This window comes from Lysinibacillus sp. FJAT-14745 (assembly GCF_001275675.1).
Taxonomy (GTDB): domain Bacteria; phylum Bacillota; class Bacilli; order Bacillales_A; family Planococcaceae; genus Lysinibacillus.
Genome location: NZ_LITM01000013.1, coordinates 69,231 through 85,274 on the forward strand (window position 1 = coordinate 69,231; position 16,044 = coordinate 85,274).

At 37.3% G+C, this 16,044-nt stretch carries 13 protein-coding genes; 5 read left to right on the plus strand and 8 right to left on the minus strand.

Annotation, left to right across the window (positions count from 1 at the left end):
- Positions 1-398: 398 nt before the first annotated feature.
- The 6 genes from AMS59_RS19570 to AMS59_RS19595 form a co-directional block, all read right to left on the minus strand.
- Entirely contained in the window at positions 399-1,181 is a 783-nt protein-coding gene (locus tag AMS59_RS19570) for an ABC transporter permease (RefSeq protein WP_053485399.1), read from the minus strand.
- Positions 1,178-2,071 carry an ABC transporter ATP-binding protein gene (locus AMS59_RS19575; protein WP_053485400.1) on the minus strand — a complete coding sequence of 298 codons (894 nt, stop codon included), beginning with the start codon at positions 2,069-2,071 and terminating at the stop codon, positions 1,178-1,180. Before AMS59_RS19575 ends, AMS59_RS19570 begins: the two co-directional genes overlap by 4 nt.
- Complete coding sequence (locus AMS59_RS19580; RefSeq protein ID WP_053485401.1) at positions 2,068-2,271, minus strand: PLD nuclease N-terminal domain-containing protein; 204 nt, start codon at positions 2,269-2,271, stop codon at positions 2,068-2,070. The genes AMS59_RS19575 and AMS59_RS19580 overlap by 4 nt, the downstream gene beginning before the upstream one ends.
- Positions 2,272-2,367: 96 nt before the next feature.
- Positions 2,368-4,053, minus strand: coding sequence for a hypothetical protein (locus AMS59_RS19585; RefSeq protein WP_053485402.1), 1,686 nt, complete (start codon positions 4,051-4,053; stop codon positions 2,368-2,370).
- A gap of 303 nt (positions 4,054-4,356) precedes the next feature.
- Positions 4,357-4,788, minus strand: coding sequence for a dual specificity protein phosphatase family protein (locus AMS59_RS19590; protein ID WP_053485403.1), 432 nt, complete (start codon positions 4,786-4,788; stop codon positions 4,357-4,359).
- A gap of 20 nt (positions 4,789-4,808) precedes the next feature.
- Positions 4,809-5,756 carry a carbohydrate kinase gene (locus AMS59_RS19595; protein WP_053485404.1) on the minus strand — a complete coding sequence of 316 codons (948 nt, stop codon included), beginning with the start codon at positions 5,754-5,756 and terminating at the stop codon, positions 4,809-4,811.
- 167 nt (positions 5,757-5,923) lie between these two features.
- Here AMS59_RS19595 and AMS59_RS19600 point away from each other — a divergent pair, with 167 nt between their 5' ends.
- Both AMS59_RS19600 and AMS59_RS19605 read left to right on the plus strand, forming a co-directional pair.
- Entirely contained in the window at positions 5,924-6,487 is a 564-nt protein-coding gene (locus AMS59_RS19600; protein WP_053485405.1) for a GNAT family N-acetyltransferase, read from the plus strand.
- Between the two features lie 18 nt (positions 6,488-6,505).
- The gene (locus tag AMS59_RS19605; protein ID WP_053485406.1) at positions 6,506-7,423 is read left to right on the plus strand and encodes a DMT family transporter; all 918 of its coding nucleotides are present in this window, start codon (positions 6,506-6,508) and stop codon (positions 7,421-7,423) included.
- A gap of 74 nt (positions 7,424-7,497) precedes the next feature.
- On the opposite strand, the gene AMS59_RS19610 is transcribed toward AMS59_RS19605, so the two are convergent.
- Entirely contained in the window at positions 7,498-10,470 is a 2,973-nt protein-coding gene (locus AMS59_RS19610) for a leucine-rich repeat protein (RefSeq protein WP_053485407.1), read from the minus strand.
- A gap of 876 nt (positions 10,471-11,346) precedes the next feature.
- A complete protein-coding gene (locus tag AMS59_RS19615) occupies positions 11,347-11,577 on the minus strand; it encodes a hypothetical protein (protein WP_053485408.1) in 231 nt (76 codons plus the stop codon).
- 437 nt (positions 11,578-12,014) lie between these two features.
- Between AMS59_RS19615 and AMS59_RS19620 the strand changes: the two genes are divergently transcribed.
- The 3 genes from AMS59_RS19620 (at position 12,015) to AMS59_RS19630 (ending at position 16,043) form a co-directional block, all read left to right on the plus strand.
- Positions 12,015-13,115: an extracellular solute-binding protein gene (locus tag AMS59_RS19620; RefSeq protein ID WP_053485409.1), complete on the plus strand. Its 1,101-nt coding sequence runs from the start codon at positions 12,015-12,017 to the stop codon at positions 13,113-13,115.
- A gap of 123 nt (positions 13,116-13,238) precedes the next feature.
- Complete coding sequence (locus tag AMS59_RS19625; RefSeq protein ID WP_053485410.1) at positions 13,239-14,309, plus strand: ABC transporter ATP-binding protein; 1,071 nt, start codon at positions 13,239-13,241, stop codon at positions 14,307-14,309.
- Positions 14,310-14,321: 12 nt separating this feature from the next.
- Positions 14,322-16,043 (plus strand): iron ABC transporter permease, encoded by a 1,722-nt coding sequence (locus tag AMS59_RS19630; protein WP_053485411.1) that lies wholly within the window; start codon positions 14,322-14,324, stop codon positions 16,041-16,043.
- Position 16,044 lies beyond the last annotated feature (1 nt).

Sequence of the window (16,044 nt, forward strand, 5' to 3'; positions counted from 1 at the left end):
AATATTTTTACAATAGCTAATGGTGTAACGATGCCGATTAGTTTTTGATGTGGCTATTAATAAAGCTTCAAAACGGCGTCCCCACTCCACTCCTTGTTTAAAAATATCCCCTGAGTTATAGCTACATTATATTCCTAAGTTATGGATATACCAAGAACCGTTCTTATTATTCTTAGTTCCCCTCTTCTATTAGACTGCTCATCTCATAAGTAACTAGTTTAGATAAAAAAGCATCAACTCGGTAGGAATCTACCAAGCTGATGCTCTTGAATATGAGTAAGCCGTTTAAAAACAAAGTTACTTATGTGTAAAGGAATAGTACCTCAATAGACATGGAGTTCTTACTTTAACTATGTGGCTAAGTACACTATAGTTTTCTATTGGCAGACATACTTCCTTTAAATTTTCGTCATCGATGCATTTTTCTTCATTGTCAAAATTCCTATACTCATACAAATTATCGAGACAACTAATGTAAGAGATAGACTCCACCAATAATCCGACATCTCCATCGTGCCCCGCATTAATTGAACGCCATATAACGGTAATTTCCACGGTGATATTGTCCAAAATGCCCCAACTAAAGAATCCAATATTTGCCCAATAAATATGACAGCGAATGCACATGTTGTTGCTACTACTGTTTTAAATGTCGCGCTCATCATTAACGTCACTGCTATCACAAAGAGTAACCAAGAAAAATACGTGAAAAAACTTGCCACAAGTGGCCCTATCTCTAATGTTCCATAAAGTACGACCGTATAGTATATACTCGCAGCAAAACCAGCTAAAATACTAACAAAGCCTACTGCACTCATGACGATAAATTTGCTCATAAAATAAGCGCCGAACGATATAGGACGGATATACAATAATGTAGCCATCCCACTTGCTCTTTCTTTACTAATCGCACCTACGAAAGTAGCCATCAATACGAGTAAGCCTATCGTTTGAAATTGCCCAATGGAAGCTTGTAATAGGTCAACTGGCATTAATTCTGGCATCAACATTTCAAAGCCTTCTGGTACGTTTCCAACCGCATTTAAAATATCCATCATATAATAGTTTGTCAGTGGATCAGTCATACCGAGCAAAGCAAATACAAGAGGTATCCATAAAAACTTCCAGCTTCGCCAGGCTTCTCTGAATTCCTTTTGCAGAAGTACATTAAATCCTCTCATATTTTTCTCGCCACCTTCATGAAAATCTCTTCAAGTGATGCTGTTTGTCGCTCCACTTTTCGTATTTTATAAGGACAACTACTCAAATGTTGAAGCAACTCCTGCATACTCGGTTTTTCATCAATAATTTCTATATATACATGACTACCCTTTGCTTCTCCTATAAGTCCAGATTGACTAGCAAAAAGTTTTGCTTCTTTTTCAGTGCTAAATTCTACAACATAATTTTGTTCATCGAAACGTTGTCGAACTTCACGTAATGTTCCCTGCTCTACTAGCTTTCCATCGCGTAAAAACAATAATTGATCTGTCATCTCTTCTGCATCATTTAAAATATGTGTCGAATATAAAATAGTCGTTTCTTGTTGTAAGCCCTTCAATAAATCAAGAACTTCCCTACGACCAACAGGATCCAAAGCAGATACAGGTTCATCTAATAAGAGCAATTTCGGCTTATGCACAATTGCTTGGGAAATACCTAGTCGTTGCCTCATGCCACCAGAAAAAGTGGAAATTTTCTTATTTAAATCATTACCTAGACCTACGAACTCAAGTGTTTTTTGTGCTTCTACCTTTGCTTTTTTTGCAGGTACTCCATTTAATTTTGCCGCCATTTCAGTAAACTCTAACGCACTTAACCAAGGATGGAATTGCGGATATTGTGGCAAGAAACCAATGTTGGCTCTTACATCACCATCCAGCATTTTTACACTTCCAGAGGTCGGTTTTAATAAACCTGTTAGCATCGATAATGTCGTTGTTTTACCAGCACCATTAGGCCCAATTAAAGCTGTCGATGTATTTTTTTCTAATGAGAACTCGATTCCATCCACAACTACTTTCTCTGCAAATTGCTTTGTAAGTCCTGTTACCTGAAGTAATATTGTCATGATTGTTTTCTCCCAACTATAAAGTACGCAATCGATCCAATAATATTTGTAAAAATAATAAGAAACGCCCATAAAATTTTAGGCCCATTTGTTGCATGAATCTTACGCAAGTCGACTAGAGCAACAATCATTAAAATAAATTGAACTACAATTAGTGGTGCTATGACTGCCCATGGAACTTTCGCTAACTCCTCCATCATACAGATCACCTCATCTTTGTTATATTATTACTATAACAAAATTTGTTCTAATATGTATAGAACAAATTTATGTATCTTACCGTATGGGGCAATAAATTAATTTGAATCCAAGCCATTATGACCATCGACTGCTAACGCCATAGCTAAAGCGTAGAATGTGCGACGTGCTCCGGCACAGTTTGGAGTTTCTTTATCAGTAGTCGTAAGGTCTGTAGCAGAGCTAACAGTCCCATCTGTATTTGAAGCATCAGCTAATATATCTAAGCGGGCTAAATCCCAAAGGCCTGAACGACCGTGCGATGGGAAGGAACTTTGACCATGTAATGCTTGACCCACTGCAAGTTGAAGTTTAATAGCTTCTCCGATTTTATTGTTACTACTTGCAAATCTTTGACCTGTAAATCCTGGATAAACATTGAACAATCCTACCATGGCTTGATTAATCCCCTCACCCTTATTAGGTATTTGCCACGGATTTTTAATCAACTCGGATGAACCTAACATAGCATTTTCCGGAATGTACATACCCCAATATTTAGCTTGGCTAAACAATTTATTAATTAAAGTATTTTTGATAGTTGAATAGTTTGTAAATATTGCTTGGTAGGTATTAATCATCTGAGTTACCATAACGCCAGAATCAGAAGCAACATTTGGCACAAGCTTGTACCATGATGAAGCTGTTGGATTTTCGATTAAACTTGCAAAGATTTGTAAAAATGTTATGGCAAATGTATTATATGCTGGAGAATCGAATCGAGATCGTAGCATACTATTCGCCAATGTTACTTCGGTAAATCCATGAACGGGAAGAACCCTTTTAGCAGTTAATGAATTGTTAAAGGGCTCTTGTTGGAAACACCCTTTAGAAGTATTAGCAACTGAAGTATTGGAACCCCAATGGGTATAGCTAAGAACATCTCTAATTGCATTTTTCATGTTATAGGCAGGGTTTAATGAGGCTCCAGTCTCATTAACTTTTACATCATAAACATGTGCTGCCATCCATAAAGCAATTGCATTGAGCGAGGCATTAAGAATAAATCGCTCGTTTTTAGTGTTGAAAAAGGAATGATGATCTATATAATCTCTTCCACTTGTTCCTGGTTGAATACCCGCGAAAGTAACTTGTCCTGAACTATCCAGAACTGTTGGCATCTCTAAGTAATTTTTTTGAGGATCAGTAGATAAATCGGCGGTAGTTATCCAGTATCCGATTTGCCCCGAATATGGTCCAGTAGCAAAACGGTACGCTTTTTCTGAGTCATTGTATGTCCAAGCAGACGGAGTACGATGATACATTAAAGCATGGTATTCTTTAGAACTTAATACTTCATTAGCAAAATAATCTCGGTATCGCACTAACAACTCATCTACATTAGAAAGAGATACATCACTTTGCGATTCATCTAAGTTCTTAAGCATTGCTACACCAAGATAAATAAAGCCAGCTAACGGATTAATTGTCGAAAAATTATATGTTCTTTCCAAAAGTTTAGGAATAACAGTTTTAACCAGCTCCTTGTAAACTGCATCACGCTCGTCCGCTAGTGCCTTTTGTTGGGCGAACTGGGCACAGAACATCATTAATTGCCCAACACCTTGTTGATATGTGGACGCATCACTTGTACCATTTAATAGATGGTTTTGGAGAAATTTTCGCACTCGTGGATATCGTCCTTTATCCTTCTTATAAGGATGGTTTAAAGACACCTGCTCTGTAGACAATAGAAAAGCTTCAGCAAAGGCTTGAGCCTCTTGTAAGGGTGTAAATGTAGTCATTTGATTCACTCCTAAATTTGTATTTTTAACTTACAAAAATTAAAAGTGAATTATATTTAAAAAAATAAACCAATTTATTATTTTTTGATCACCTATCCACGTGACTACGTTTTAACATAATGTCATCCAACTTTTTAGTTTTATCGGAACACTTTCAGGAATTATCGCCAACTTATCAATTATGCCTCGGCATAATTGATTTTTTATCGACATCCACCTTTCAAAAAGCAAAAAAAGGTTAATTCACTAACTAAAAAAGAAGATGTACCAAGGTTGAAAAAACCTTTTGGTACATCTTCTCATTTATTTGTATAGCTTTTGCAATGCATCTGCCATTTTTGGACGAATTGTTACTTGTGGACGGGCGTTCTTTACGGCCTCTTCCGCTTCCTCTAGAGAATTGACCATGCCAAGTTCCATTAATACAGCAGTGGCTGCCACTCCTGCGCGACCTCCCCCGCTTCCGCAATGGAAATACACTTTCTGCCCATTCTCATAGGCAGAAACAATTTCTTTCGCAACCTTTTGAATAGATGGTGCAACTTCTATGTCCTCATCAGCAATCGGCATATGCTTGTACACATATGAAGCCTCTTCCTGCTCTTCATTAGATAAGCCATTTACTCGAACATCAATCACGATATCAACCGTTTCTTGTTCAAAAGCTAAATCTGCATCTTTCGCACCGCCAAAGAATAATCGATCCTTTACTAATACATCGTAATTTTTCTCCATTGTATGCACGCTCCAAACGATTATTTCAGTAAATGCTTAATATCATCATAATATGGAAGAGCTGTTAATGCCCCTGCTTTAGTAGCCGCCATAGCACCTAGCTTATTGCCAAAGCTTACACAACGAACAAGTTCCTCCTCCGTTGTAGGTAAACCATTATAATGAACATCGCGTAATACACCAGCCATGAATGCATCTCCAGCACCTGTAGTATCTACTGGCACAACCTTTTCTGTTGGTACATGGATAACTTCACCATTTAGTACCGCATATGTGCCATTTTCCCCTACTGTTACTAAAATAATAGGCACTAAATAACTGTTTAATTGCTCAATTCCTTCTTCCAAGCTAGTTGTTTCTGTTAGGAAAAATAATTCTTCATCAGTAACCTTTAAAATATCTACTTGCTCAAAAAATGACGTGATAGTTTCACGGCAAAACTGCTCACTGCTCCAGCGTAGAGGGCGAATATTCGCATCCATTGCGATAATTGCCCCTTTTTCCTTTGCCATCTCTACAGCAGCACGTGTTGTATCAAGGGCTGTAGGATGGAACATCGTACCTGAACATACAGTTAAAGCGGATGCATGTTTAAAAGCCGCTTCATTTAATTGTGTTGCTTCAACTTGTAAATCTGGCGTCTCATCGACATAATCCTTAAAAATTCGCTCACATGCTTCTGTTAAATGTACATAAACACCGCTAACACGTTTCGTAGGGTTAAATACTGCATAATCCAGGCTTACCCCTTCTTGTGCAAGGCCATCTCGAACAAACTGAGAACCTTCGTCGTCTCCTGTGATCGTAATTAATGCAGATGGAGCACCGATACGGCTAATTCCCGCAGCAACATTTACCGTCGCTCCACCCATATATTTAGTAAATGATGTGTTTGTTACATCATCTGCGATATAGTCAATAAAAGCATCTCCATAAACTAAAATATAATCCTTATCTTCCTTTGTCATTGTTGTCCTCCTGAAACTCTAGTCCTTATAGATTAACACGAAAATTGATGTGGTATAAAGTTTTAAACTTTCGGAAAAATAATATCAGAATATCACCATTTACCCAAAAACTTGAGTCATCCTCTATCTTTGTTATACTTGCCTATAGAAAGGTAGGGATTTTGACAATGAGTATTACAATTCGACAAGCGCAACCACAGGATGCCCACGATGTTGTACCATTAATTATTGATGCAATTGGTGATATTGCCAACCGTTTAACAGGTGAACAAACAGCGAAAGCCGTTGAACAAGAACTTACTGTACTATTCAAGCGTGAGGACAATCGACATTCCTATTTAAATACTTTTGTTGCTGTAGAGAATGAACAAATATTAGGAATTCTCGTTTACTATAATGGTGTTGAAGCCATTCACATGGATGTAAATCTTGTAAAATGGCTTGAAGAAAAAAATGCGCCATCCATCATCATCGATAAAGAAGCTCATGAAGATGAATATTATATTGATACTATTTGTGTAGCACCAGAAGCTCGTGGTAAAGGAATAGGAACATTATTACTACGATTTGCCATAGAGGAAACACAAAAACGAGGTTTTACAAAATTATCATTAAATGTTGAAACACAAAAAGAGGACGCTCGTCGCCTTTATGAACGTATGGGCTTTGTCGTTACAGAGCCATGGTCCATAATTGATGAGCCATTTCATCATATGGTGAAGCAATTTTAGGAAGTGAAACAAAAAAACATGAAGAAAAATTTATTTTACCCTCTTTTAATTGTCATTGCCTCTAGTAGCTACGGAATACTATCGACAATTGTCAAAGTAGCTATGCAGCATGGCTTTACAACAGGAGAGGCCGTATCGAGTCAATATATTATTGGCTTTATGCTTATTGCAACTATTTTTATAGTGACACAAAGGCAATTACCGAAGCTTTCTAAAAAGGGACTGCTTATTTTAGTGTGCGCCGGGATATTTACCGGCTCTACAGGGATTATATACGGAGAATCATTAAAGTATCTACCAGCTTCTCTTGCAGTAGTAATGCTCTTCCAATTTACTTGGATAGGCTTATTACTAGATTGCGCACTACATAAACGCTTACCAAGTCGGACTGAAGTGATATCCATCATTGTATTATTTGCTGGTACTATTTTAGCTGCTGGTGTACTAAATGTAGATTTAAGCGGTATTCCTATTCAAGGCTGGCTACTAGGTTTTGCTGCTGCCTTTACTTTTGCTTGCTTTATACAATTTAACTCTCGTCATGTGGAAGGTATTACAACTACATCACGCGTGTTGATTGTATCCTTTGTGGCTCTTATAATGATTAGTATTTTCCTAAACCCTGAAGTTCTTTGGAACGGCAAATTATTCGCCGGAGGGTTATGGAAATTCGGACTAGCACTAGGACTCTTCGGTATTATTTTGCCAATTTATTTATTCTCTATAGCTGTTCCGAAAGTAGGAGGCGCTCTTGCCTCTATTTTAAGTGCTATGGAGTTGCCCGTTGCCGTAACCGTTTCAGTTATTGTTCTCCATGAGCCATTAACTTCTTTACAAATAGCGGGTATTATTTTGGTTATTGTCGGTATGATGCTACCGACAATACTTTCGCAACGACGACAAAAGGAAAAATCTTTAGAGCCTATCAGTAAGTAAATACTTTAATCTAAATTAGAAAGGGAGATGTATCATATTTTTTTGATACATCTCCCTTGTTTCTGTATAAACTTTTATAAACCAAGCGCTCGGTACATAAACGCCGTAAATTGTGCGCGTGTTAAGTTTTCATTTGGTCTAAAATTGCCGTTTTCATCGCCTAGTACAATGTTATGGTCTGCTAGAGTGGCAATATATCCACTCGCCCAGTGTGATGGATCGACATCCTTGAACGTACTATTGCCTTCTGGCGTTAAGCCAAATGCAAGCACCATCATTTTTGCCATTTGGGCACGTGTTATATAAGCGTTTGGTCGAAACGCCCCATCTGAACCATCCACGATACCCGCTCGTTGCAGTCGTGTGATTTGTTCATAATATACATGACTTTTAGGTACATCCGAAAATGATGCAGCCTCTCGAATTGGTGTTGGTTGTAATGCACGGTCAATCATAAGTACCACATGTTGACGTTGAGCCAAATCATTTGGTCGGAAAGTGCCGTCAGGATAACCTTTAATAATGCAGCGACTAGCAACTTCTTTAATCATATCTTGTGCCCAGTTATGATTAATATCCTTGAAAGTAATGTCACAGCGCTTACTATCCTTCATCCATCGAGCAAATAATGTTAAGTCTTCTGTGACGACATCTTTTGCAAAATCCCATGCTTTAGTGAAGTCTTTATTTTTATACCAGCCGATAAATGTGTAGCCATCCTTCTTTGGATTAGAAGGGGCTTTCACTAAAGCTTTATACGCTACTGTTTGCGACGGGATTTTACTGCCTTCGTTTGAATCAAAAGTAACGATATAGCTACCTTCTGACACATTATCCTTTGTCCATTTCGCATACAACGTTATGTCCGCCGTTACTTTGTCTTTCGTAAAGTCCCATGCATTTTTAAGCTCTGAATCCTTATACCAGCCAGCAAATTGATAGCCTTCTTTCACTGGGATAGACGGGGCTTTCACGAGGTCGTTATAGCCAACCGTCTGTGACGGCACTTTACTTCCTCCATTAGAGTCAAAGATGACTTTATAGTTTGGCGAACCTCCGCCCGATCCTCCACCGGAACCTCCTCCAGATCCCCCACCCGACGTATGGTCTTTTGTCCATTTCGCATACAACGTAACATTTTTTGTCACTACGTCTTTTGCAAAATCCCACGATACTGCCAATTCTTTGTCTTTATGCCAGCCGTCGAATGTATAGCCTTCCTTCTTTGGAGCGACTGGTGCTTTTACTAATTCACCAACCCCTACTGATTGGGATGGAACTTCACTTCCGCCATTGGCATCAAAAGTAACGATATAGCATATTTTCGACCACTTGGCGTATAGCGTTATATCCTCTGTTACTACATCTTGATTGAAATTCCATGCTTCCGTAAGCCCTTTATCTTTATACCAACCCGCAAATGTGTATCCTGCTTTTACTGGATTAGATGGGACTTTTATAAATTCACCATATTCTACAGATTGGGATGGAACTTCGCTTCCGCCATTGGCATCAAAAGTAACGATGTAGTTTTCTTTCGACCATTTAGCGTATAGAGTGATATCTTTTTTCACTACATCCTGATCGAAATTCCATGCTTCTATCAGTCCTTTTCCTTTATACCAGCCCTCAAATGTGTATCCCGCTTTTACTGAAGAGGATGGTACTTTCACTAATTCACCATATTCTACTGTTTGGGATGGAACTTCGTTTCCGCCATCAGTATCAAACATGACAGCAAAGGGACTCCACTTAGAATAAATAGTCATTGGTTTGGATACAGTGTTACTCCAATTTATCGTATAATCTTCATCTTCAAACCATCCCAAAAAAGATTTTCCACTCTTAAATTGAAATTTAAAAGGAGTTGTAGCCCATTGGAATTCATGTGCCCCATGAAAGGTTATAAAATCTAATTGATTATAACTAAATGCTTCCGATTCTATTGTGGTCACACTTGCGGGGATTTCTACACTTGTCAACTGATTATAAGCAAATGCATAGTTTTCTATCGTTGTTACGCTTGCGGGGATCTCAATACTTGTTAATTGATTACTAAAAAATGCTCGCTCTCCTATCGTTGTTACGCCTGAGGATAGTTCTATACTTGTTAATTGATTATAAGCAAATGCACTGTTTCCTATCGTCGTTACGCTTGGGGGTAGTTCTATACTTGTTAATTGATTTTCAGAAAATGCACCGATTTCTATCGTTGTCACGCTTGTGGGGATTTTTATACTTGTTAATTGATTATAAGCAAATGCATATGGTTCTATCTTTTTCACCCCTGAGGGGATTTCTATACTTGTTAATTGATTTTTATAAAATGCATTGCTTCTTATCGTTGTCACGCTTGATGGTATTTCTACACTTGTTAATTGATTATAAGCAAATGCACTAATTCCTATCGTTGTCACGTTTGATGATATTTCTACACTTGTTAATTGATTATCAGAAAATGCACTCTCTCCTATCGTTGTCACGCTTGAGGGGATTTCTACACTTGTTAATTGATTATAAGCAAATGCACGATCTCCTATCGTTATTACGCTTGAGGGGATTTCTACACTTGTTAATTGATTTTGAGCAAATGCACCCTCTCCTATCGTTGTCACGCTTGACGGTATTGATACACCTGTGAGTCGTTTATTAGCAAATGCTCTGTATCCTATTTCTATAACTGGTTTACCATTGAATTCACTAGGAATTACGATATCTGATTTATCGCCTTGATAACCTATAATGGCAACACCATTGACTACATCATTTGTTAAATATTCATCTTGATTATCTCCCTCATTATTTTTCTCAAAATTGGTACTATCCTCACTACTGTCCGCCTCATCATTATTCTGCGCAACAATATTCTCACTATCTGAAGTTGTGGTTTCGTCTTCGTTGTTTGATACTTCGCTCTTACTTTCATGTTCACTCGGCAATACAATATCATTTTCGTCATTACTTATCGCATACACAGATAGACTACTCAATGTCAATTGAGAGAACACTAAAAGCATGATAACTAGTAATATAAAGGCTTTTTTCATCTTAGTAATCTCCTTTCAACTTCAAAATAAAAATTACCCATTAAATGGATACCCTTTATTAAGCAGTTATAAACTTTATTAATATATTAAAATCAATATTTACTTGTTTTAGAGCATTTGTTGATAATCGGATTCACACAAATTCAACCAAGCTTGATAAAATAAAGATATTTCCTTTTTGGCACAAAAAAATATAACATTAATTTCAAAAAAATTCGCTTCTAATCTAACGTTAGATAGACAGATAAAAATCATTAATCCAAGAACGATTAAAAGGCTTAAACCACTGGATACAGGGCTTAAGCCTTAAAGCATTTTTTAGTCTTTCCATTTTCTACTTGGTAGGGCAGATCACAATTGAACTAAGCCGTTTGCCTAGAATCATGGATACCACCTCTTCTTAAAGATTTTTGTAAAAAAAGTGAAGCCCTTTACACATAAAATATGCGAGGCTTCACTCTAGCAATATTCTTCAGTAATTAAAGTTGGTATACTAACGACTCCTATTAAAGAAACACTTTTTCTCCTAATTTATTATTTTTTATCATGTTGATCTTCTTGTATGTTACTTTTTATATTATCAATAATCGTTAACAAAATCGGTATGAAAATCAAAATAATAATCCCAATAGCTTGTACGATTAAAACCCAAGTTTGTTGCGAAATTCTATCTAATAATAAAAACAAAATGACTATGATTAAATACAAAATAACACGTTTGTTTTTAATTACTTTAATAGTTACCCACCCTATCTCAATTAAAGTGAAATAAACAAAATAACTGCTTACGCCATGTTATTGCTCATTCCAAATGCTTTACAACCTTCCTAAACAGCATTCTCTATTGTTTCAGTAAAGTGTTTGATTGTTAGATTATTACCATTTCAATTTTGGATATAGTTCAGTAATTTTCATACCGTCTATCGTGGCCTTTTCAAAGAGTTCTTCATATCCATTAAATTCTTGGGCGTAATGGTCTCTGGTTCTTGACAGAAACGATTTATCACCATTATGACTAATCCAATACTCATCATTTTTATAATCGAAATTGAATTCTTCCCCTATTGCAATGAGGCTTTTAAACTCTTTGAATTCTTCTTTTGTCATTTTAGCCTCCTCTAATATTCTCTATAGATTTTAATAGTCTTTAACTCTTTGGCCGTTTACCCAATCATGTATGTGGCACTTTGGGATGAGCCGATCGCATCATTAATCTAAACCTGGAGCCTACCAAAACCCCATAAACCCCTTTACTTAAATTAAAATTTTATAGATGTCCTTATTTTAAAGCGTACCATGCATTTCAAAATCACCAAAATCAACTTTTGTTCACTTTTGAACAAAAGTTGATAATCTATTCCGAAAAGCTTTAATTCTCGCTACTTTAAAGAGTTTTCGACTTTAGTGAAAGGCCATTGCTATCTAGTATTTACTTAGTTATGATGAATCTAATTATAATTTTTTAATTATTCTAACATTAATGTTGGACTTTAGGATTATACTGATAGTATGTAAGTTTTTCACTATTAGGAAGGGGGAAGATTATGCGGAAAACACGTATCTTCGGTTTTTTACTGGTGCTGATGGTTATTGTCTTAGCTGCTTGTAGTAGTGACAAGGCTTCTACAAAAGATGCAAAAGATAGCGACAAAACATCCAATTCTGAAAAGACCGATGTAGCGGCTAAACCATCTGGAAAGCTTGTGATCTATACGGGGCGCGATGAAGCAATGGTGCAAAAGGTAATCGATCAGTTTAATGAAAAGTACCCGGACATTAAAGTGGAATTTTTAACGATGGGTGCACAGCAAATTTTAGAACGCCTACGTGGTGAAAAAGCAAATCCTCAGGCTGATTTTTGGTGGGGCGGTACGCAATCTGCACTAACTGTCGGCGCCAACGAAGGTTTGCTTCACGCTTGGAAGCCTAGCTTTAACGACTCCATTGATGCGGCTTATAAAGATGCAGATGGTCGTTGGTTTGGTGAAATGTTACTGCCAGAAGTCATCATGATTAACAAGGATGTATTAACGAAAGAAACGGGTCCACAAGATTGGGATGATTTATTAGATCCAAAGTGGAAGGATAAAATTTTAATTCGTGGTGTGTTAGCATCTGGGACGATGCGTACTATTTATTCATCTATGATTTTACGTCAAGGTGCAGATTCGCCTGAGAAGGGCTACGATTGGTTATTAAAATTAGATGCCAACACGAAGGAATATACACAAGATCCAAATGCACTTTATTTAAAGATGACACGACAAGAAGGCAGTGTTTCTTTATGGAATTTGCAAGATATTTTATTAAAGAAATATACGACTGATTATCCGTTTGATTATATTTATCCGAAAAGTGGTGCACCGATTTTAGTTGATGGTGTTGCAGTTGTCAACAATGCTAAAAACTTAGAAAATGCAAAGCTCTTCGTAGAGTTCTTATTTGAAAAAGGAATGGTGACTCAACTAGCAAACGATTACTATCAAATTCCTACTCGCTCAGATATCGATAAAGCTGCAATGCCTGAGTGGTATAAAGAATTAGACTTGAAAACTTTTGATATAGACTGGAAACTCATGTCTGAAAAAGAAGCAGAATGGATGGAGCATTGGGATAACAATATTAAAGGGCGAGGAAAAAAGTGACCGATTATTAAAGAGTTATGAACTCAAAAACATCTACGAATATTGTTCATGTTTGTAAGCCTCGAGTATCTTTTGCTCGAGGCTTCATGTAACTAATTTTCTAACGAGAAAGGAGCATTTCATTTGAAAAGTGTCAAAATAAAAGATGTCTCTAAGAACTTCGGTCAAATTCATGGCGTAAAAGATTTAGATCTTGATATTAAAGCTGGTGAATTTTTCACTTTCCTCGGTCCAAGTGGTTGTGGGAAAACGACAACACTAAGGATGATAGCCGGCTTTTATTTCCCAACGAAGGGGAAAATTCTTTTTGATGATCTTGATGTGACAAGGCTTCAACCTAATAAACGGAATATCGGTATGGTGTTTCAAAATTATGCCCTCTTTCCACATATGACGGTAGACGAAAATATCGCCTTTGGCTTACAAGTACGGAAATTTTCGAAGGCGGAGATCAAGCAAAAGGTTGACCGTATCAGGGGGCTTGTACATTTATCGCAATATGGTAATCGGAAAATTAATGAATTATCTGGTGGGCAGCAGCAACGGGTTGCATTGGCAAGAGCGCTTGTGATAGAGCCTGATATTTTATTGCTAGACGAGCCATTGTCGAATTTAGATGCTAAATTGCGCGAAGAAACGCGCGTTGAAATAAAACGTATTCAATCTGAGCTCGGTGTTACAACCATTTATGTTACGCATGATCAAATGGAAGCTATGTCCATGTCCGATCGGATAATGGTCATGGAAAATGGGAACGTCAGACAAATCGGTACTCCGCAAGAGATTTATAATCGACCTTCAAACCGCTTCGTAGCAGATTTTATTGGTGAGACAAACTTAATTGAGGCGACAATCGATGCTGTTAATGGTAACGATATACAAGTAAAAACAGCGAATGGACTTGTTCTCACTGGGCGAAAGCAACAAAGCTCCCCCACTTTAACGCATATGATTGGAGACAAAGTGTTTATTTCTATTCGTCCTGAATCTATCCATCAAGGTACTGGTGAAAACAACTTAACAGGTAAAATCACTTTTGTTGAATTTACAGGAATTAGTGTGAACTACATTGTGGAATGCCTAGATTTTTCACTAAAAGTAATGCTTATTAATATGAACGGTCAATTTAAAAAAATCGGTGAAGAAATCACCTTAAATATAGCCCAAGATTCACTGTATTTTTTAGGGGAATAGGAGGGTACCAACATGGAAAAAACACACCTCAAACCTTCTGAAGGAAATGCATGGACACGACTAACTAGCTCAAATTGGTTTGTCTATATTTTAGTTGCACCTTTATTTTTAGTGTTGTTTGCCTATGTAGTATACCCGTTCTATCAAACTTTTAAAGAAAGCTTTTCTGGTGCTGACGCACTATCTAATTATAAAAACTTTTTTAATATAGCTAGCCCAGCAAATTTAGAGGCATTGTGGACTAGTATATATATATCCGTTATCAGTGTTATTTGCTGTGCAATCGTCGGTGTAACTATGGCATTTCTACTGGAACGCTATGATTTCCCAGGCAGACGGATGCTCTCTGTTTTAGTATTGGTACCCATGGCTCTTCCGCCGTTAGTAGGTGTACTGTCCTTTACATTTTTGTATGGAGAGAGTGGTATTTTCCCACGTGCGTTTCAGCACCTATTCGGTTTAGAGCAAGTACCTTTTTCATTAAAAGGCATATGGGGGGTTATCGTAGTACATACATTCACTATGTACACTTACTTCTACTTAACCGCCTCAGCAGCTATAAAAGGTCTTGATCCAGCTTTAGAAGAAGCCGCAACTAGCTTAGGTGCCGGGCGTGTTCGAGTATGGACAAAGGTTATTTTGCCCATGTTGACACCCTCGATTGTTGCCTCATCCTTACTCGTATTTATGATATCTATGGCATCCTACACTGCACCTTTAATGTTCGGTGTCGAACGCACGATGACAATGCAAATCTATTTATCACGTACGAATGGAAATTTAGATATGGCAGCGACACAATCTATGATTTTATCCTTTGTGTCCATTACCTTCTTAATTATTATGCGCTGGTATCAGAACCGCCGAAACTATCAAAATCTCAGCAAAGGTATTAGTGTTCATCGATCTGAAGTATCTTCAAAAAGCATGAAAATTATAGCGACTATTGCGTCTTTCATAGGTACATTAATTTTAATATTGCCGATTTTAGTGCTTATATTAATTTCATTTTCCGTTGATGGTGCCTGGAAAACACAAATTCTACCAACAGACTATACATTGGATCATTATCAAGCACTTTTTACAGATGAACGGACGTGGCGACCGATTTGGAATTCCGTTCGAATGGGGATCGTTGCAACACTCGGCAATATCATTTTCGGTGTTGCGGCTGCCTATGCTATGGTTCGGTTAAATTTTAAAGGTAAAACATTACTCGATATTTTAATCATGGTTCCTTGGGCATTGCCGGGGACGGTTGTAGCTGTCAATTTAATAGCAGCCTTTAGTACGGAAAATATATTCTCCTTTAATCAGGTTCTTATCGGGACGTTCTGGATTTTGCCGTTAGCTTATTTTATTAGACATTTACCTCTTGTTTTCCGATCGACATCAGCATCACTTGTTCAATTAGATCAATCTATCGAAGAAGCATCACGAAGTTTAGGTGCAACATGGTGGTATTCATTTAGACGTATTGTCCTACCACTTACATTTACAGGCATTTTGGCAGGTACATTACTCGCACTTGTTCAAAGCTTTGGCGAATTCGTAGCGTCTATCCTTATATACAGTACGTCAACAATCCCATTATCAGTAGCAATATTCCAAAAATTGTATTCTTTTAAATTTGGAACTGCTTGTGCATATGGCGTCTTACAAATTTGTTTAATTTTAATTGTACTTATTATTTCCGAGAAGTTATCTAAAGGCAGTGCTGGTTCGGCCATATAAC